The sequence below is a fragment of the Bradyrhizobium australafricanum genome, from assembly GCF_020329495.1.
Lineage (GTDB): Bacteria > Pseudomonadota > Alphaproteobacteria > Rhizobiales > Xanthobacteraceae > Bradyrhizobium > Bradyrhizobium australafricanum.
The window spans coordinates 111,351-130,616 of sequence record NZ_JAGKJL010000001.1 but is presented as its reverse complement, the minus strand read 5'-3'; the positions used below and the strand labels follow the sequence as shown (position 1 = coordinate 130,616).

At 65.5% G+C, this 19,266-nt stretch carries 18 protein-coding genes; 7 read left to right on the top strand and 11 right to left on the bottom strand.

Annotation, left to right across the window (positions count from 1 at the left end):
- Positions 1 to 107 precede the first annotated feature (107 nt).
- A complete protein-coding gene (locus J6525_RS00680) occupies positions 108 to 1,004 on the top strand; it encodes a LysR family transcriptional regulator (RefSeq protein ID WP_057019792.1) in 897 nt (298 codons plus the stop codon).
- Positions 1,005 to 1,284: 280 nt separating this feature from the next.
- Here J6525_RS00680 and J6525_RS00675 read toward each other — a convergent pair whose 3' ends face one another.
- Together J6525_RS00675 and J6525_RS00670 are read right to left on the bottom strand one after the other, a co-directional pair.
- Positions 1,285 to 1,521 (bottom strand): hypothetical protein, encoded by a 237-nt coding sequence (locus J6525_RS00675; RefSeq protein WP_225641272.1) that lies wholly within the window; start codon positions 1,519 to 1,521, stop codon positions 1,285 to 1,287.
- Positions 1,522 to 1,916: 395 nt separating this feature from the next.
- Entirely contained in the window at positions 1,917 to 3,062 is a 1,146-nt protein-coding gene (locus tag J6525_RS00670) for an NAD(P)/FAD-dependent oxidoreductase (protein ID WP_225641270.1), read from the bottom strand.
- 371 nt (positions 3,063 to 3,433) lie between these two features.
- Here J6525_RS00670 and J6525_RS00665 point away from each other — a divergent pair, with 371 nt between their 5' ends.
- Positions 3,434 to 4,621 (top strand): serine hydrolase domain-containing protein, encoded by a 1,188-nt coding sequence (locus tag J6525_RS00665; protein ID WP_225641267.1) that lies wholly within the window; start codon positions 3,434 to 3,436, stop codon positions 4,619 to 4,621.
- An 80-nt stretch (positions 4,622 to 4,701) separates the two neighbouring features.
- Here the strand turns inward: J6525_RS00665 and J6525_RS00660 are convergent, their stop codons facing one another.
- Complete coding sequence (locus tag J6525_RS00660; protein WP_225641264.1) at positions 4,702 to 5,355, bottom strand: glutathione S-transferase family protein; 654 nt, start codon at positions 5,353 to 5,355, stop codon at positions 4,702 to 4,704.
- Between the two features lie 408 nt (positions 5,356 to 5,763).
- On the opposite strand from J6525_RS00660, the gene J6525_RS00655 reads away from it, so the two are divergent.
- Entirely contained in the window at positions 5,764 to 6,237 is a 474-nt protein-coding gene (locus J6525_RS00655) for a VOC family protein (RefSeq protein WP_225641262.1), read from the top strand.
- 188 nt (positions 6,238 to 6,425) lie between these two features.
- Entirely contained in the window at positions 6,426 to 7,688 is a 1,263-nt protein-coding gene (locus J6525_RS00650; RefSeq protein WP_225641259.1) for a serine hydrolase domain-containing protein, read from the top strand.
- A 124-nt stretch (positions 7,689 to 7,812) separates the two neighbouring features.
- On the opposite strand, the gene J6525_RS00645 is transcribed toward J6525_RS00650, so the two are convergent.
- From J6525_RS00645 to J6525_RS00620, 6 genes are all read right to left on the bottom strand, one after another.
- Positions 7,813 to 8,310: a peptide deformylase gene (locus J6525_RS00645; protein ID WP_225641257.1), complete on the bottom strand. Its 498-nt coding sequence runs from the start codon at positions 8,308 to 8,310 to the stop codon at positions 7,813 to 7,815.
- A gap of 69 nt (positions 8,311 to 8,379) precedes the next feature.
- A complete protein-coding gene (locus tag J6525_RS00640) occupies positions 8,380 to 9,252 on the bottom strand; it encodes a bifunctional helix-turn-helix transcriptional regulator/GNAT family N-acetyltransferase (protein WP_225641255.1) in 873 nt (290 codons plus the stop codon).
- Between the two features lie 165 nt (positions 9,253 to 9,417).
- Positions 9,418 to 9,885, bottom strand: a complete 468-nt coding sequence (locus J6525_RS00635; RefSeq protein WP_225641254.1) for a carboxymuconolactone decarboxylase family protein — start codon at positions 9,883 to 9,885, stop codon at positions 9,418 to 9,420.
- A gap of 91 nt (positions 9,886 to 9,976) precedes the next feature.
- The gene (locus tag J6525_RS00630) at positions 9,977 to 12,073 is read right to left on the bottom strand and encodes a YncE family protein (RefSeq protein WP_225641252.1); all 2,097 of its coding nucleotides are present in this window, start codon (positions 12,071 to 12,073) and stop codon (positions 9,977 to 9,979) included.
- Between the two features lie 165 nt (positions 12,074 to 12,238).
- Positions 12,239 to 13,099, bottom strand: a complete 861-nt coding sequence (locus tag J6525_RS00625; RefSeq protein WP_225641240.1) for a DMT family transporter — start codon at positions 13,097 to 13,099, stop codon at positions 12,239 to 12,241.
- Positions 13,096 to 13,605 (bottom strand): MarR family winged helix-turn-helix transcriptional regulator, encoded by a 510-nt coding sequence (locus J6525_RS00620; protein ID WP_225641238.1) that lies wholly within the window; start codon positions 13,603 to 13,605, stop codon positions 13,096 to 13,098. Before J6525_RS00620 ends, J6525_RS00625 begins: the two co-directional genes overlap by 4 nt.
- Before the next feature lie 217 nt (positions 13,606 to 13,822).
- On the opposite strand from J6525_RS00620, the gene J6525_RS00615 reads away from it, so the two are divergent.
- Positions 13,823 to 14,620: a DUF899 domain-containing protein gene (locus J6525_RS00615; protein ID WP_225641236.1), complete on the top strand. Its 798-nt coding sequence runs from the start codon at positions 13,823 to 13,825 to the stop codon at positions 14,618 to 14,620.
- Positions 14,621 to 14,749: 129 nt separating this feature from the next.
- Here the strand turns inward: J6525_RS00615 and J6525_RS00610 are convergent, their stop codons facing one another.
- On the bottom strand, positions 14,750 to 15,649 hold the full coding sequence (locus tag J6525_RS00610) for a LysR family transcriptional regulator (protein ID WP_225641235.1): 900 nt from the start codon (positions 15,647 to 15,649) through the stop codon (positions 14,750 to 14,752).
- A 103-nt stretch (positions 15,650 to 15,752) separates the two neighbouring features.
- Between J6525_RS00610 and J6525_RS00600 the strand changes: the two genes are divergently transcribed.
- Complete coding sequence (locus J6525_RS00600) at positions 15,753 to 16,535, top strand: GNAT family N-acetyltransferase (protein ID WP_312009707.1); 783 nt, start codon at positions 15,753 to 15,755, stop codon at positions 16,533 to 16,535.
- Entirely contained in the window at positions 16,532 to 17,725 is a 1,194-nt protein-coding gene (locus J6525_RS00595; RefSeq protein ID WP_225641232.1) for an MFS transporter, read from the top strand. The genes J6525_RS00600 and J6525_RS00595 overlap by 4 nt, the downstream gene beginning before the upstream one ends.
- 20 nt (positions 17,726 to 17,745) lie before the next feature.
- Here J6525_RS00595 and J6525_RS00590 read toward each other — a convergent pair whose 3' ends face one another.
- Positions 17,746 to 19,185: an MFS transporter gene (locus J6525_RS00590; protein ID WP_225641230.1), complete on the bottom strand. Its 1,440-nt coding sequence runs from the start codon at positions 19,183 to 19,185 to the stop codon at positions 17,746 to 17,748.
- Positions 19,186 to 19,266 lie beyond the last annotated feature (81 nt).

Here is a 19,266-nt window from a genome sequence, read left to right as displayed (position 1 = left end):
TTCGGCTTGGGCTATGATGATCGCCCGTGCTACCCACATACGAGATGCTGTTCGATGTACTGGAGACGGGCTTTGGAAGGCGCACCCCAGCGGTGCTGGATTGCACCATGATCGACTGGGATGACGTTCGCTACTTTCTTGCCGTCGCGCGCGGAGGCTCGGTCCGGGCTGCCGCCGAGCGCCTCGGGGTGAACCACTCGACCGTGCTGCGACGCGTCGCCCAACTGGAGGAGCGGCTCGGAGCGCAGATGTTCGAAAAGCTGCCTTCGGGCTACCGCCTGACGGCTGCGGGGGAAGAGGTCCTCGAGCTCGCGGACCAGATGGAAGCGTCGTCGCACCAGCTGGAGACGCGCGTCTTCGGCCGCGACCAGAGCGTGCGCGGGCTTCTGCGAGTGACGCTGGCGCCGCCCCTCGCGACACACCTGCTCATGCCGGACTTCTCCGATTTCGCGCGACTGCATCCGGATATCGAGATGGAAATCCTGTCATCCGGCGAGCTGGCAAATCTGACCAATCGAGAGGCCGATGTCGCGATCCGCGTCGTCTACGACCGCAAAACCCTGCCGCTCAATCTTCACGGCCTGAAGGGACCGGAGCTGTTCGGAGGCATCTACATATCCCGCGATCGACTGGCCGCGTGGCGCGCGGGCGCGCCTGATCCCGTCAGGTGGATCGTCATAAGTATTCACGGAATTCCGGACTGGGCTCACGAGGGTGAGGTGCGCGCCGCCGAGGTTCCGTTCCGGGCCACAGATGCCGCGGCGCAGATCGTCGCGGTGCAGCAGGGGATCGGCATGACGACGCTGCCGTGCTTCGTCGGAGATGCCGACCCGCTGCTGGTGAGGGTGCCGGGTACCGACTTGCACATGTACGGAACGCTCTGGCTTCTCACACAGGGAGAGACACGCAAGACGAAGCGCGTGCGGCTCTTCACCGAGTTCGTATCCCGCAGGCTCACCGCATACGCTCCGCTTCTCGCCGGGCTGTCCGTATCACGCGACTGACGCGCGGCAGGTCGCCGATGGCGCTTGCCGTAATCCGGTCGGAAGCCGAGCCGCGATTGCACCAAGCGAAAATCGCGGTCAGTCTCTTGCGCTGCTGATGGTAGCAAAGCGTAGCCCGGATGAGCGAAGCGATATCCGGGGCATTTCTATCCGTGTGTCGCGTGGTGCCCCGCATATCGCTGCGCTCATGCGGGCTACTCGCTGTTTCATCGTCGCGATGGCACACCACGGCGGTCAAGCAGCTAGGAGGCCGCCCGACCGATCGATGCGCGCGGCGCGATCAATACGGACCCGGTTCGCAGGGGACGTTGTTGCCGGTCCAGGGCGCAGTGGCGAATGAACCAACGCGCGGCGCTGGAATGCAGGCGCGACCGTCGACATAGACGGGCTCGGTCGGCGTGGCAGCGCTTGCCTCCGCGACGTGGCGGGACATCGCGTGGGTTTCACGCGCCATTGCCGGCGACGCGATCATGGCAACCGCGATCAAAGCAGCCGACAGGAGTTTGACGTTCGTCATGGAGTTTCTCCGTTTTGTTTATGGGGCCGAGGAGTCTGGCCTCGTCAGATATTTGTGCACGGCAACGGCGGACTTAAATGCAATCATCACTCACGCCGGCTCAACGCTGCGTGAGCAATGAGGTCCTCGCAGTTGTGTTGCGCGATGCAGACCATCACCGACAGTTCGGATGAACGAAGCGTAATTCATCACGTCTTCGCGTGATGATCGTGAGGGTGCGTTACGTGCGCGTTGACACTCCTACGGGTTCAGCAAGCGTAGCCCGGATGAGCGAAGCGATATCCGGGGCGTGTCGTGGCGTCCCGCATATCGCTGCGCTCGTGCGGGCTACCCGCTGGCGAACCTGTCCTGCGTGCCTAGGAACTTTCGGACGCAAACGCCGCACAAAAACTCCGTCATGGCGCGAGCTCGGCTCTGACCTCGCCGAGCAGCGCCATGCCGCCGAGCCGGCCGAGTTCGTCCGAACATTTTGCGCTCTTGCCGTAGCAGCAGAAGGCGACCGTGACGCGCTCAGAAAGCGGTCCGATGCAGGGCAGGCCGCTGTCGCCGAAGGTGGTCATGCAAGGCACGACGCGGCGTTCCTCGAAAGCGAGGTCGCGAATGCGGTCAAGGATCTGTCCTTGAAGCCGATCGGCAACCTCGATCGATCCGCCCGAGCGGAACCAATCCTTGATATCGGCGTCGCTGTCGAGCGGAAGATCGACCGGATCGCCGCCGAGCTTCAGCCAGGTCTGGCCGTCCGGATAGGGGATCGGCGGCAGGATGTAGGGATTGTCACCCTTGGGCCCGAGACAACGCATCGACGGCATTCCGGCCAGGCGTTGAACCTCCGCCGCACCAAGCCGGAACAGCGCCGCGGTCCGCCCATAGACCGTAAAGCCCAGGGAGCGGCCGAGCAGCGATTGGGTATGCCCACCCGCCGCAACCAGCACACGCTCGGCCTCGACGCTGCCCGATCGCGTCCGGATCGTCACGCCGGAGCCGCTTTCCGAAATCCCCAGCGCGGGTTCGTCGATGATCCGGGCGCCGGCGCGTTCCGCCGCGATCATCTGCGCGCGGACCAGACGGCGCGGGCTGATGTATCCGGCATTGCGCGGCTCGAAATAGCCCTGCATTCCCGCCGTCGATTTCAGAAACGGAAAGCGCTCCGCGAGCCCCGCATCATGATAGGCTTCACACCGGATCCCGTCTTCGGCACAGATCCTGCCGATCGAAGCAACATCAGTGGTTTCGCTGCGGCCGATGTGAAGCGCACCGGCTTCCCGATAGAACTCCACGCCGCTCTCCGCTGAAATCTCGCCGTAGCGCGAAATCGCAGCGCGGTTCGCTTGCCGCCAGAACGCCCCTGGATCGTAACTCCGCGTGATGCGGCCCTCGTCATAGTGGCTGCCGAACACGCCGCCATGGCGCGAAAAATCCGCCGGCTCATCGGGCCCGATCAGCGCAACATCGTGGCCCATCTTGCTCAGATGCCGCGCAGCCGCCGATCCGATCAGGCCGCGTCCGATCACCGCAAGTTTGATCACTTGATTGTTGCTCACGAAGAAGTCCTGCGCTCTGCCTGCATCGGCGGTGTGAGATCGACCATGTCATTTCCGATGCTCCGGCAGCAAGCATAATCCAGCCGAGCGCAGGTGGACCGGCGAAGCGTAATCCGCCACATCTTGAAGCCGGGCGCGAGGCAGCAGGTTACGCGTTCGGCTAACCCGGCCCCGATTTCCCGCGAGACTCTTCGCGACTGCCGGGAAGTCGGCGCAAGCCGGCGTCTGACGACGCTGTTTTTCCGCGCGAACGCTCCACCGAGCGAACTTGAAACAAATAGTCACGGTGATTTCACTCGCGCTGAACGGCGTTATATGAGATGATGCAACCAAGGGTCAACATGGTGCATCTTCACCGGCAGGAGGGCGAAATGAGCGACCAGATGATCGAGGCGACGACAAGTCCGGCACAGATCGTTCAACAGGCGGCCGAAAAATACCTCGGCATCAGCAACGCCCCTGGCTGCTGCATCGCGGTCTATGACGAAAAGTCGTTCGGCACCAAGGGCTACGTCTACCCCAAGGGACTGTCAGGCGTGGCCGGCTCTTCGCCCGCGCCATTCAGTGTCACGACCGACACGGTGTTCGAGATCGGATCGGTAACCAAGGTGTTCACCAGCACATTGCTGGCGGTGGCGGTCAAGGCTGGTGGGCCCACTCTTGACGATACCATCGGCCCTTATCTGAACCTCTTCAGCGCGAACGCGGTGGGAACGCCGGTGCTGGACGCCATCCAGCTCGTGCAATTCGCCACCCATACCTCCGGCATGCCAGAGCAGCCGGGGGACGGCTTGACTGGCTACAGCGAGCAACTGTTTGCGGACGAGCCGCCCTCCAGTGAACTCATCAACTGGTGGAATCAATATGATACGCCGCCGCAGGGCTGCTGGCAGTATTCCAACATCGGCTTCGTGACCCTGGGCTTTGCGGTCACGCAGATGTTTGCGAAAGACAAGGGCCATAACTACAACGAAAATTTGGTCGAATACATCACCGGTCCGCTCGGCATGAAGCAGACCGGAGCCGTGCTCAATTCGTCGTGGAAGATCGCGAAGGGATGTATCGGGCATTGGAGCAAGAGCTCCGAGCCGCCATATCCGATCGTCTTCGACCGCAACACGCCGACCGGCGGCACAGCCTTTGATCTGAAAACCACCGGCGACGATATGCTCAAATTTCTTGCGGCGCAGATCGCGGCCCCGAACGGGCCGCTCGGGTTGCAAATCGCGCTCACGCAGCAGAACCAGGGGACATTCCCCGTTTGCGGGGAGAAGACCAGCGTCACCATGGGCCTCGGCTGGCAGATCACCACGGACACGCAGGGCCATACCGTTTTCACAAAGAACGGCGCGACGAGCAGAGGCGGCTTCGAAGCGATCGTGATCGTCGTGCCGGAACTGCAATGCGGTGTCGCGGTGCTGAGCAACCAGTATTTCGATGCGTCGGGCGTGCACCCCGCGGGGATCGCACCCGGCCGCACCGCGCTGGAGATTATTTCGCAGCTTCATCCAGGCTTCGAACTGACCGAACCGCTGCCAGAACACGATCCATTCGACTAGCAAACCTGGCCCGGACGAGTGCACCGATGTCCGGCGGCTTTGTCGTCTGCGCGAGGGCGCTGTCCCTGTTGTCGCCAACCTCAGCCGGCCGGTCGCTTACCCGTGTTAACCGCCAACTGAGCCTCGAAAGCGCGCTGGTAAGCCGGCCGGGCTTCGCCGCGGGCGACGTAGGCGGACAGGCCCGGATATTCGTCGAGAATGCCCGATGCTCTCAGCCTGAGCAGCACCGACACCATCATGAGGTCGCCCGCGCTGAACGCGCCGTCGAGCCAGTCGGCCTTGCCGAGGCGGGGGGAGAGTTGCTTCAGCCGGTCGCGGATGCGATCCATGACCAGCGGCAGGCGATCTTTGGTCCAGGGCTTGTCGCTCTCCAGAATCCTGGCGGTCATGAGTTCGAGGATCGGCGGTTCCACCGTGTTGACCGCGGCAAACATCCAGGTGATTGCGCGGGTGCGGGCATTGGCATCGCCGGGCAGCAGCCCGGCATGACGCTCGGCGATATGGAGCACGATCGAGCCTGTCTCGAACAGCGCCAGATCACCTTCCTCATAGGTCGGAATCTGGCCGAAGGGATGCAGCGCCAGATGCGCAGGCTCCTTCATCGCCTGGAACGAAACAAGGCGAACCTCGTAAGGCTGGCCCGCTTCTTCCAGCGCCCAGCGAACGCGCGTATCGCGCGCCAGTCCCTTGCCGCCATCGGGCGACCGTTCGAAGGCGGTAATGATGGGCGTCATCGTTTCTCTCCATGTCCTTGCGTCCTGAGGACGAGCGGGCGGCGCGCGCCCCGACAGCCGATTCCGGAATATTTTGGCCAAGCGTAGCCCGGATGAAGCGCAGCGAAATCCGGGGCCGGTCCCGCCAAAGGCGAGAACCCGCAGGGACGACGATCGGGGATGGAGGCCATGCCACACACTCACTGTCGTCCTGGCGAAAGCCAGGACCCATTACGCGACGCTGGGGCCGTGATCCCGTTCCCAATCAGTTGCGGTGGTTATGGGTCCTTTCGCCAGGACGACGATCGTGTCTAGAGGCGGGTGTTGTGACGGAACGCGGTTCCGCAAATATTTTTCATCGGCCTGTTGCCGCGATGTCGGCTGCCGCCTTCGCCAATCGTCCTTTGCGCGCAAACAAGGAGACTGCAAATGACCGATCTCGTTACATGCCTCTGGTTCGATCAGGGCCGGGCGCGCGAAGCGGCGGAGTTTTATGCTGCGACGTTTCCCGACAGCCATGTCGGCGCAGGCCATCAATCTCCGATACCGGGCATCGGGCAGGGCGAGGAACTCACGGTCGAGTTCACCGTGCTCGGCCGGCGCTTCGTGGGGCTGAACGGAGGCTCCAACTACATGCCGAACGAGGCGGTCAGTTTCATGGTGCTCACCGACAGCCAGGAGGAGACCGACCGCTACTGGAATGCGGTCACTTCCAACGGCGGCAAGGAATTGCCGTGCGGCTGGTGCCGGGATCGCTGGGGCTTTGCCTGGCAGATCACGCCGCGGCGGCTGCTCGAGCTCGTCAACAGCGCCGACCGCGCCTCCGGCAAGCGCGCGATGGAGGCGATGATGACGATGAAGAACATCGACATCGCCGCGATCGAGCGCGCGGCGGCGGGGTAATCCGCGTGGTGGAATGATTTGGCCCGGGCTCGATAGTCAGGTGTCCGATCGAGCTGGCGTGTGCGGCACGCGGCCATTCGCGTTGCGGCGTGCGCTCGCCGCGACGATCACCCCGGCGCAAACGTGGGATGTGCCTGGTGCTGTCGCGTGATACGAAATTCGCATTCGCAGCTCTGGAGCCAGTCCTGATGTCCGTCGCAGCCGCCGCCAATCAACAGCAAAATCTCACCGCCGCCGAATCCGATCCGCAGACGCTTGGCTGGATGCAGGGCTTTCCGCCGCCGCAGGACAGGACCATCACCTTCCAGAACGGCTCGTTCCGCAGCTTCCCCGAATTGCGCTGGGCCTGGAGCAACATCCGCCAGCTGGTGCCGACCGTGAGTGTCTGGCGCGGGGCAGGGCCGGCGTCGGTGCTGCCGCGCGAAGACCATGATATCGGCACGTCGGCATCGGTGACGATGGACGGCCGCCCGATGACCTTCGCGCGCATGCTCGAGGAAACCTATGCCGACGGCATCGCCGTGCTGCATCGGGGCAAGCTGATCTACGAGCGCTATTTCGGCGCCCTGAGGCCGCACAAGCCGCACATCGCGATGTCGGTGACCAAATCGTTCACCGGCACGCTCGCCGGCATCCTGATTGCGGAGGGCAAGATCGATCCGCAGGCGCCGATCACCGATTACGTGCCGGAGCTGAAGGCAAGCGCGTTCGGCGATGCCCGCGTGCACGAGGCGATGGATATGACCACCGGCCTCAAATACACCGAGGTCTATACCGACAAGAATTCCGACGTGTGGGGGCTGCGGCGCGCCAACGGCATGGCGCCGATCGAGCCGGGCCATGAGGGCGCGACCAATATCTTCGATTTCCTCTGCGCGCAGCAGAAGCAGGGTGAGCACGGCAGGGCGTTCGCCTACAAGACCGTCAACACCGACGTGCTGGCCTGGATCTGCCGCCGTGCCAGCGGCATGACGCTGTCGGACCTGCTCTCCGAGCGGATCTGGGCGCCGATGGGCGCCGAGGAGGATGCGCATTATCACGTTGACCGCATCGGCACCGAAAGCGGCGGCGGCGGATTGTCGACGACGCTGCGCGATCTCGCCCGCTTCGGCGAGACGATCCGCAATCATGGCCGCTTCAACGGCCGCCAGATCGTACCGTCCCAAGTTGTCGAGGACATCGCGCGCGGCGGCGACCCCGGGAAATTCAAGCCTGCCGGCTACACCACACTGCCGGGAGCGTCCTACCGCAATCAATGGTGGGTGACGCACAATGCGCACGGCGCCTTCATGGCGCGCGGCGTTTATGGCCAGGGCCTCTATATCGATCCGAAGGCCGAGATGGTGATCGCGCGCTACGCCTCGCACCCGATGGCGGGCAACGCCGCCAACGACCCCGTGACGCTGCCGGCCTACATGGCGCTGGCGAAGGATTTGATGGCGGGAGGGTAGGACGAGGGCAGGTTGGTTCGCTCGCGCAAGACGCGTAGCGCGGATGAGCGCAGCGATATCCGGGGCCTTTCCGTCTGCTGATCGCGGCTTGTCCCGCATGTCGCTTCGCTCATGCGGGCTACGATCACGTCCGCGAGATTTTGTCGTATCGCTTGATCAGGCGCTCCCGCTTGATGCGGGACAACCGCCTGATCCAGAACATGCCGTCGAGCTGATCGACCTCGTGCTGATGGCACACGGCGCGCAGGCCGTCGGACTCCTCGGTCTGCATGTTGCCGTCGAGATCCTGATAGCGGATGCGGACGCGGGCGTGGCGCTCGACCTCGTCGGTAACGCCGGGCATCGACACGCTGCCTTCCTTGTGCAGGATCATCTCGGGCGAGGTCCGGATGATCTCCGGATTGACATAGGTCCGCGCGCCCTCGCTGGCATCGAGCTCGAGCACCACGACGCGCAGGGATACACCGATATGCGGCGCGGTGATGCCGATGCCGGGCGCCGCGCGCATGGTCTCGAGCAGGTCCTGCGCCAGTTCGCGCAGCGCCTCGTCGAACATGGTCACCGGCTCGGCCGGCAGCGCAAGGCGCGGATCGGGATAGCGCACGATGGGGCGAATGGTCATGCCCTTGTCTTAGGCCAGCGCGTCGCGCCGGACAACATGCCGATGCGGGCGCCGCGCGCGGCGCGCCGTTCAGAGATGCTTTTCGAAGAACAGATCGGGGTAGGGGTCGTCATTGAAGCGCGGGATCTCGGTCCAGCCCGTCCGGCGATAGAGCTGGCCGGCTTCCGGCAGCGCGCTGTTGGTGTCGAGCCGTAGCGCCGCGATGCCGAGCTCGCGCGCGGCCTTCTCGGCTGCGTCCATCAGGCGGCGGCCGAGGCCGAGACCGCGCGCGCCGGGTGCGACCCAGAGCCGCTTGATCTCGGCGAACCCGCCGCTGCTGCCCTTCAGCCCGACGCAGCCGATCGGCAGCCCGTCCGACATCGCCACGATGAAGCTGCCGCGTGGGCGCACCATGTCCTTGGCCTCGGGGTCGCGCGACAGCCTGACGTCAAAGCCTTTCTCGAAGCGCCGCGCCAGCTCGGCATAGTATTCGCCGAGGCAATACCGCGCCTCGTCGCTGCGCGGATCCATCTCATCGAGGGCGGTGCCGTCGCGGCCGAGCGCCGAGGCGATCAGGTCCATCGCCGCCAGCAGCGCCTCGCGTTGGCTGTGGTGGGCGAGAAAGTCCTTCGCCTGCCGGTTGGAGATCGCCTCATAGGCGCTGAACTCGCGCTTACCCGCCGCCGTCAGCCGTGCGATGCGACGGCGCGCATCGTCGCCATGCGCCGTGGTCTCGATCAGCTCCTCGTCCTCGAGGCTGCGCAGCAGGCGGCTCATCAGGCCGGAATCGAGCCCGAGATAGTCCCTGATCTCGCCGACATCGGCGCGGCCGTGCCCGATCGCGTTAAGCACGCGCGCCGCGCCGAGCGGCCGACCGCGCCCGAGGAACGAGGTGTCGAGCGCGCCGACGGCGGAGGTCACGGCACGGTTGAAGCGACGGACGCGGGACACGGGGTCGAGCATATATCTGACCTTAGTCAGATATCGTCGCCACGTCAATCGGCCGGCGATCCGGACCGAATGAAGCCCTGCCGGCTAGCGCAGAGGCCATGCGATAGGCGACGCGCATCAGCCTGGGACGCAGCGGCGCGAAGTCAGCCGCTGCGTCGTCCCGTGCCATTTCCGCGGTCACGCCGCCGCCATCCTGGCCTTGATCACTTTCGGATCGACGAAGCCGCCAAAGCCGACCGCGATCCGGTTCCAGCCGTTGATGATGTTGATCAGCAAGGTCACCTTGACCTGCTCCTCCGGCGTGAAATGCGCCTTCAGCGCCTCGTAGGCCGCGACATGGGTATGCTGCTCGCAGATCCGCGTCAGGGCTTCGGTCCAGCCGAGCGCGGCGCGCTCGCGATCGGTGTAGCAGGGCGCTTCGTGCCAGGCCGACAGCAGGTAGATCCGCTGCTCGGTCTCACCCTCATCGCGGGCGAATGTCGTGTGCAAGTTGATGCAGTTGGCGCAGCCGTTGATCTCCGAGGCGCGGATCTTCACGAGCTCGGCGAGCTTCGGCTCGAGGCTGGAGGAGATCGTGACCGACGCGTCGAACCAGATCTTCATGATCTTGGGGGCGGCGGCGAGCGGATCAAGTCTGACAGTCATGGTCGGTTTCCCTGGGTTGGTTGACGACATCATGACGAACGAGGAACGGCGAATGTGACATGCCGGCGCGATATTTTCATCTGCCGCGGCGCTACCGGGGTGCGAGATCGCTCGCCGCTTCCCGGAGTTCTCGCAGCAGCTCTGTTTCCCATTGCGAAGGATCCGTCAGGAACCGCGCGAGATTATCGAAACAATAATACCCGAACTCCGACTTCGATCGTGCGGCGGACGTCGCGGCTGCACGCGTCAGCAATCGTGCCGCATACTGCTTCGCCGTCATCAGGCTCGCCGCATGCTCGGCCATCTTCGCCATTCGCCAGAGCGCCGAGTGATCGATGGCATTGCCGAGATCGCCGAAATAGAATTGTTCCGCGAGCTCCAGGCGAGGGCTCGCGTCGCCTGCGTTCTCCAGCATCAACGGAGCAATCTTCTCGAAAAAGAAGTTCTCGTGATCGGTATCGACCAGCCCGTAGTAGCGCAGCAGGACATCGTTGCTCGTTTTGTCCAGGCGCGCGAGGCACCATGCGGCGTAGCCGAACAGCGCGGTCGGAATCTCGTCTCCGTAAGGGTCGTACCAGGCGTTGGCATGCGGTCCGATGTGCGTGCATACCGCGTCGATCAGCCTTCGGATCGCAGGCGCGGCGTCGGGGCAGTGCTTCGCAACATGGGTGAAGAACTTCTTCTCGTTGAGCCGCTTGCCGTCGCAACGGAACACCGCCTGCAGGTGGTTGTCGTAGGGACGCTCGTTGATATCGGGGCCGATTTGCGCCGTGAGCGCATCGATGGCCGCGATACAATCGGGCTCGCTCATCGAGGCGAGATCGACGGTGTAGGTGCTGAACCGCTTGGCGAGCGTCTCGGCCTTCTTGGCGAGCGCGGCATCCTTGTCCTCTTCTTGCGGCTCGGGTGGCGCGGGCCTGAAATGATCCTCGGTTACGGACACGGCCCGGACGCGGTGGATCGGATCGCCCGGCGCGCCGGAGACCGTCACCATCCCCTCCGCGAACCGCATATCGAGACGCCGGTCGGGCAGGGGCGTCGCCTTCGACCAGCCGCGGGCGTGCGCCAGCCAGGGGCGGTCGTCCATCCCGAACCGCTCCAGCATGATCTTGGGCGAAACCGTCCCGTCCACACCGACGCAGGCGACGAAGTCATGTCGCTTCAACCAGAAAGCCTGGCTATCGCCCTGCCAGCCGATCACGTCGCGCTCGGAGAGTTCGAAGTCGCGGAGATTGCTGCTGACATTGGCGTAGTGGCCGTTCGGATCCGGCCACAGATCGGGATGCGATTTCGCGTTAATCTGGTTGGTCGTCAGCGTGGCCTCGCGATCGAGCAACTGCGACACCTTGCGGTAGATCTCGCCTCGCCGAGGCGGCAATCCCTGCTTCCGCCTGTCGAGGTCAAGCTGGGTCGTGTCGGGCAACCCTTCCGCCTGCATCCACATCGGCGCGACGGAGTGCAGCCGCCGCAGCGGAAACGCCTGCCAGATCTCGACGGCAAAGCTGAAATACTCCCGCTGCGCCGTGGTGTCTCTACCCAGCAACCGGGAGACAAGCGAGCTCTCCTCGGTAATCATCGGGAGCCGGGAATTGTCGGCGCGCAGCCAATAGCGGCCGCATGGGCTCGAGCGGATCAGGAACGACCTGGCGCGCGATCCCTCGCACCTCGATGCCTCGTGATGGCCGGTCTGCGGATCGATGCGCAGCAGCAGCGCGATAATTCCATTGTCATGCCGGAACGCCGAAACCAGAATCCGGCCAGCCTGGTCCAGAACCGGCGGGCACAGCGAGTTGCCGCTCGGCATGTCCAGAACCGAGCGGACGATCGCCCTGCGCTCGAGGTCGACGACATGCAGGTCAGTCGCGTTCGCGGCGTGATAAAGCAGGAGATAGACGAACCGGCCATCCTTGCTCTGGAGAAATCCGTAGCTCAGATAGTCGTCGCGCGCGTCCTTTCCGTCGTGGCCGCGCGCCCAGGGCGTTTGCAGCCGATCGACGAGTTGGCGACGCGCGAGATCATAGAAGATGAATCCCGCGTCGGTGTTGAAGAACCAGGCGATGCCATCCGGCAGCAGCCCGGCATTCCGCGCGGGCCGCTGGCCGAGGGCAGGACCCATGATCCAGTCATCCTGGCCGCCGACCTGGATTGCGAAGTACTCGGTGTTGCCGATTCTGCGGATGGAATTCACGATCGGGTAACCCTGCGAAGCCGCCTCGTCGTCCCGGGTTGCTTCTTTATATGCGAGCCGGACAACGTCCGATTAATGCGATCGGGAAATAAGAGGTTGACTGGCCGGCGATCGCCGGCGCGGGACAACTTGCCGCATGCCTCTTGCTGTGCGCCGACGAGCCGGTCAAGCGCGCGCCAGCACCAGCACGTTGCCGGCGAGGATCGCGGCGGCGCCGGCGAGCACCGGCCAACCCAGCGCAAGGTGCTCGAACAGCGCCGACAGCACGAGCGCGACGAGCGGCACCAACGCGAGCGTATAGGCCGCGCGGCCGGGACCGAGCCGGCGCACCAGCTCGAAATAGAGCATGAAGGTGATGCAGGACGCGGCGATCGCGAGATAGAGGAAGCTCGCCACGTAGGAAGGCGAGATGTCGGCTGCAAACGGCGTGCCCGTCGCGACGGCCCACAGCGCGCTCGCCGCCGCGCCGACGAACGCACCCCAGGCGAGCACGGAGACGACGGGCAGTCCGGCGCGCTGGTTGCGTGCACCGACCGTTGTCCCGGCGCCGGTTGCGATGGCCGCGGTGAGCGCCCAGGCGAATCCCGCAAGCGGCGCGGCGCCATGCGCGGCGGCGCCAGGCAGGAAGATGATCGCCAGTCCGAGGATGCCGCACAGCGCGCCCCACACGAATCCGGGAGAGATCGGCACACCGAGCACGGCACGCGCGATCACGGCCGCGAACAGCGACGATGTCGACAGCACGAGTGCCGCAAGCCCGCTCGGCATGCGTGCGGTCGCCTCATAGAAGGCGATGAAGGCAATGGCGAAGAACAGCAGGCCCTGCAACGCGACCGCCGGCCGATCCTTTCGCGGGATCGCAAGCGTCACGCCGCGCAGCCGGCCGTAGCCGAGCAGGATGACGCCCGCGAGCACCATGCGCAGCGCGACCGACCACGGCGCGGGCGTCACGCCGGCCTGCATCGCCGTTGCCAGCGCGCCGCCGCCCCAGAGCAGCGCGGTCAGCGCGAACAGCAGGGCTGTCATGGCGCGCCGGCGTCATCGCGCAGTGCGCGCCAGCCGTCGGCATCGATCCGCGCGCTTTCTCCCTCAAGCCGGGTGAGGGTGGAATCGAGCGTGGCGCGTTCGCTCTCCGACAGCCGCGCCAGCAGCCGCGCCTCGATCGCGCTGCCGAGTGCGGCGATCCGGTTGAACGCGGCCCGGCCGCTGCGGGTGATGCTGACGGCGGCGAAGCGCCGGTCGGACTTGCCGGAGCGTCGCACCGCGAAGCCGAGCTTTGTGAGCTGGCCGATGCCGCGGCTGACCGCGAACGGATCGAGCGCGCAGGCGCGGCCGATCTCGGAGGCGTTGGCTGCTTCGCGCTCGGCGATGACGGCGAGGATGCGCCAGCCGGCCTGGCTCAATCCGAACGTCTCGCCGTAGAAGCGCTCGAGCGGTCGGGCGACCTGCGCCGCGACCAGGAACAGGCGGTAAGGCAGCCAGGCACTGAGCTTGAGGCCATCATCGGACGCGGGGGCGGCGGTTTGCTTCATGCCGGCGAGGTTCGCATAGTTAATTGTAAAGTGCAAGCATATCACAAGTATGGTGATGCGGTCTGACCACCTGCGCGAAAAATCCCGACACACTTGTCACTCCCGCTCGCCAGCACTGCCGAGCCAGATTGCGGCATGGCCAATGACGAACGGCCGCCGGCGCTGGAACCGCGCTCGGGGAGCGGAGTTCGTCCAAATCGGAGATGGAGAGACCATCATGAATAAATCAGCTGAAAACGATCGTGGCGGACTGGCAGCGATGCAGACGCCGCTGGTGGTGTCACGGGAGGCGTGGGAGGCGGCGCGCCTGGAGATGCTGGTGAAGGAAAAGGCCCAGGTGCGGGCACGCGACGCGCTTGCGGCGGAGCGGCGGCGGATGCCCTGGATGGCGGTCGAGAAGCCGTATGTCTTCGAAGGACCGAACGGCAAGGCGAGCCTGCTCGACCTGTTCGAGGGCCGCCGGCAGCTGATCATCTACCGCGCCTTCTTCGAGCCCGGCGTGTTCGGCTGGCCGGACCATGGCTGCCGCGGCTGTTCGCTCGGCGCCGATCAGGTCAGTCACCTCTCCCATCTGAACCAGCGCGACACCACGCTGGCTTACGCCTCGCGCGCGCCGCAGGCCGACATCGCGCGGCTGAAGGCGCGGATGGAGTGGGACATGCCGTGGTACACGATCACCGACAGTTTTGACACCGACTTCGGCGTTGCCGAGTGGCACGGCCACAACGTCTTCATCCGCGACGGCGAGCGGATCTTCCGCACCTATTTCGTCAACAGCCGCGGCGACGAGGCGATGGGTACGGTGTGGAGCTATCTCGACATCACGCCGCTCGGCCGCCAGGAACTCTGGGAGGACTCGCCGAAGGGTTATCCGCAGAGCCCGACCTACAAATGGTGGAACTGGCACGACAATTACGACGCCGAGGCCACGCCGAACGCAAAATGGGCGGCGGTGACCGATGCCGGCGAAGCCGCGTTCCGCAAGATCGCGGAGCAGGAGCGCAAGGCGACGTAAGGGGTAGAACGGGGAGAACGCGCGGCGTGCTTCCGAGGGCTTCGGTTTTGATTGGATCAGAACCGAAGCTCCCGCTTGTTGTCTTGCCTGCTTTCTTGACGCGGACCGGCGTCCGCCTCGCTCGACGCTCTAGCGGCCATTGTCCTTGGCCGAGAGTGCCTTCAGCGCCGACAAGGTCTGCCGCAGCCCGCGATCGAGGCGCTTGTCGCGGCGGATCACTACCGCGAGCCGGCGGTAGAGCTTTGGTGACAGCGACCGGACGACCAGGTCGCGCTGCTTGGTCCTGGCGGGGACGGCCATGCCGGGCAGCACCGCACAGCCCAGCCCGGCGCGCACCATCTCCTTGATCGCCTCGACGCTGCCGAGCGACATCAACGGCTTCAAGGACACGCCGCCGCGGGCCAGCCACTCGTCCGCGGTGCGCCTGGTGTTGCCGCCCGGCTCGAACAGCAGCACCGGCCTGGTCGCCAGCACCTCCGGCGTGATCCGCGCCGGCAGTTGCATGTCGCGGGGCGCGATCAGCACGAACTCGTCGTTCACGACCGGCGTGATCTCGAAGCTGCGTCCCGACACCGGCAGCGTGACGAGCGCGATGTCGATGGTGTTGTCCTCGACCGCCCTTGCGATCTCCGCGGTGTTGCCGGTCGTGACCGTGATCTCGAGCGAGGGCAGCGCGGCCCGTAACTCTTTTAAGATCGGCGGCAGCAGGAAGATGCACGCGGTCGCACCAGTGCCGAGCCGCACGCGGCCTGCCGTTCCCGTCGTCTGCTGTGCAACGGCGTCGACCGCCGATGCCACCGCCGCATTGATCTGATGCGCATGGGAGAGCAGCGCGACGCCGGCGGCGGTCGGTCTGGCCTTGCGTCCGACCCGCTCGATCAAGGTCGCATTCAGGCTGCGCTCGAGCTGGCGCACCTGCAGGCTCACCGCGGGCTGCGTGAGTTGCAGCCGCTCGGCCGCTGCCGAGAAGCTGCCGCAGTCGATCACGACAGCGAAGCTTTCGAGATAATCGAGGTTGAGGTTCTTCATCAAAGTACCTCTTATGCCTTGCATAAGCTGTCAAAGCTTCACTTATATAACGCCGGGCCGCATAGTCCGGCAAGCGACGGCTTCGGCAGACCGGGAGCAGGCATTGTCCGGCCTCAAGTCCATTGGCGGTGTCATCGTCGAGCTGGGGCGCTATCTTGCGGTCTCGCCGCATTCGCGCATCCGCCGCCGGCAGGCGCTGCGCGAGCTCGATGATCGCCTGCTTGCGGATGTCGGACTGTCGCGCAGCGATGTCGAGATGAGCCCGTGGTGCCCGCAGCGTGCACCGACGCGCCGTCGAAGCACGGGCATGATGCCGCAAGACGAGGCAAGGATGAGAGACAACGAAAATACCGTGATCCGCGACGCTACAGAGGTCGACATGGCGGAGGTGCAGCGCATCTACGCGCACCACGTGCTCAACGGGCTCGCGACCTTTGAGGAAGTGCCGCCGACACTCGACGAGATGCTCGGGCGCCGTGCCGCCGTGCTGGCCGCGGGGCTGCCGTATCTCGTGGCCGATATCGACGGACGGGTGGCCGGCTACTCCTACGCGACGGCGTACCGGCCACGGCCGGCCTATCGCAACACCATTGAAGACTCGGTCTACGTGTCGGAAGCCCTGCGTGGCCGCCGCGTCGGCGCGGCACTGCTGCGGGGGCTGATCGAACGGTCGGAGGCGGGACCCTGGCGGCAAATGATCGCCGTGATCGGTAACAGCGGCAACGCCGGATCGATCGCGCTGCACCGTCGCATGGGCTTCGAGATGGCGGGGACGCTGAGGTCGGTGGGCTTCAAGCTCGGGCAATGGGTCGACACCGTGCTGATGCAGCGGCCGCTGGGGCCGGGCGCTTCCACGCTTCCGTCAGACAAGGAAACGGCCCGGTGATCGCACGCCGGGTCGTGATTGCCCTCGGGCTGGCTCAACTGATCTCGTGGGGCGCGACCTACTATCTGATCGGCGGGTTCGGCGAGCAGATCGCTGCGGATCTCGGCTGGAGCCGCGACATCGTCTACGGCGGATTTGCCGCGGCGCTCTTGGTGATGGGCGTGACGTCGCCCCTTGCGGGCAGGTGGGTGGACAGAAGCGGCGGCCGACAGGTCATGGTCGCGGGCGCCGCGATCAATGCGCTCGGCTGCGCCGGTCTCGCGCTCTCGCACCAGATCGGCAGCTATTTCGCATCCTGGATCGTTCTTGGCCTCGGCATGCGGCTGACGCTGTACGATGCCGCCTTCGCGGCGCTGGCCCGGATCGGCGGGCCGGAGGCGCGCCGTGCGATGTCCGGGATCACCTTGCTTGGTGGCTTGGCCGCCACCGTGTTCTGGCCGCTCGGCCATACGCTATCGGACCATTTCGGCTGGCGCAGCGCGGTGCTGGCCTATGCCGGCATTGCGCTATTGACGATCCCGCTGCATCTGCTGATTCCGAACCAGCGATTTGCCGGCGTGCCGGGCTCTGCTGCGGTCGCATCGAGGCAACCGCGCGCGGTGGGGCGGCGGCAGCTTGCGGCGGCGAGCGGGCTCTATGCCGTGATCATGACCGGCGCGAACTTCCTGAACGCCGGCATGTCCGCGCACATGATCGCGGTGCTCACCGGCCTCGGGCTCACCGTCACCGTTGCGGTATGGATCGCAACGCTGCGGGGGATCGGGCAATCCGCCGCGCGTCTCTGCGAAGTTCTGTTCGGCGGACGGATCGATCCGCTCGGGCTCAACCTGATGGCCTGCCTGATCATGCCGCTCTCCTTCATCGCCGGCCTGTTCAGCGGATCGGCGCGGGAGATGGGGATTGCGTTTGCGCTGCTCTACGGCGCCTGCAACGGCATTCTGACCATCACCAGGGGAACGCTGCCGCTCATCCTGTTCGATCATCGCAGCTATGGCACGCTGGTCGGCCGGCTCATTGTCCCGAGCTTCATCCTGCCGGCGGCGGCGCCGCTGATCTATGCAATCGTGATCGACCGGTTCGGCGATGCGAGCGCGCTCTATCTCTCCACCGGTCTCGCCCTGGTGACGCTGCTTGCCGCCATCCTGCTCAAGCTGCTGTTTCCGCCGCCGCTCGCGGCCGCGAAGCAATAGCCGCGTCGGCGGTGTCGATCTCAACCCGCCGCCGGCTCGCGCGGCAGCCACAGCGACAGCCAGCCGCCGAGCGCCAGCAGCGCGACGTTGCAGCCGAGCGCGATCGTGAAGGCTTGCGCGTAGTCATCCACCCGTGGATGCGGCCCGAGCAGGCTGTAGAAGACGCCGCCGATCACCGCGACGCCGAGTGCGGCGCCGATCTGGAAGGTCGAGATCATCATCCCCGATGCCAGCCCGGCATGGCGCGGATCGATGCTGCCGATCACGGCCTTGATCACCGAGGGCATCACGGTGCCGAAGCCGAGCCCGCCGCAGATCAGGCCGAATTCCAGGCTTTGCGGAAGCGCGCCACCGACAGACAGCATCACGACACCGAAGCCTGTGACCTGGAGCGCAAAGCCCAGCGTCAGCGTGCGGGCACCGAGCCATTGCATCACCAGCGACGACACCAGTGAGCTGACGAAGAAGCCGGCGGCAAAGGGCAGGGTGGCAAGGCCGGCTTCCAGCGGAGATTGGTGCAGGCCACTTTGCAGGTAGACCGCGAAGGTCAAATAGAACGACGACAGCATGTAGAAGGCGAGCGCCATCACCAGCCCGATCACGAAATCGCTGTTGCGCAGCAGATGCGGCGCGACCAGCGGATCGCCGCCACGGGCTTCGAGCCGCGCCTCGAAGCGGACGAAAGCGGCGAGCATCAGCGGAGATGCCAGCAGCATCGCGACGATCCAGATAGGCCAGCCGGATTCCCGGCCTTCGATCAGCGGATAGACCAGAAAGCCGAGCGTGAGCGACAGCAGGATGACGCCGCCGACGTCGAGCCGCTGCGCGTGCGCGGCGCGCGAGTCGGCGAGGTACAGCAGGCCGCCGACGAAGGCGGCGAGGCCGATCGGCACGTTGATCAGGTAGATCGCCTGCCAGGCCAGTCCGAACGGATGCGCCGAGACGAGCACGCCGCCCAGCAGCTGGCCGCAGATATTGGCAAGGCCGAAGGTCGCGCCGTAGAAGCCGAGCGCACGGCCCTGTTCGGCCGCCGGAAACAGCACGCGGATCGAGGCGAGCACCTGCGGCGCCATCACGGTGGCGGTGAGGCCCTGCAGAATCCGTCCGGCGACCAGCATGGACGGTGACCACGCGATGCCGCACAGCACGGATGCGATCGTGAAGCCGGCGACGCCGGTCAGGAACATCCGTCGCCGCCCCAGGAGGTCGCCGAGCCTGCCGCCGGTGATCAGGAACACGGCATAGGTCGCGGCATAGGCCGAGATGACGAACTGCACCTCGCTCGGGCTGGCGCCGAGATTGTCGCGAATAGCGGGAAGTGCGAGGTTGACGACATTGAAATCGAGGATCGGCAGGAAGGCGCCGGTGAGCAGCACCGGCAGCGCCAGCCATCGCCGCGGGTCGACCGTCGCCGGCCGCGCGGCGTGCAATTGCAACGTCTCGGTGGTCTCGCTCGTCACCTGCCAGCTCCTCTCGGCGATCGACGGCGCCCTCACGAGGGGTGTCCGTCGGTTGAACGTCCGGGAAGATGGCCTGTCCGT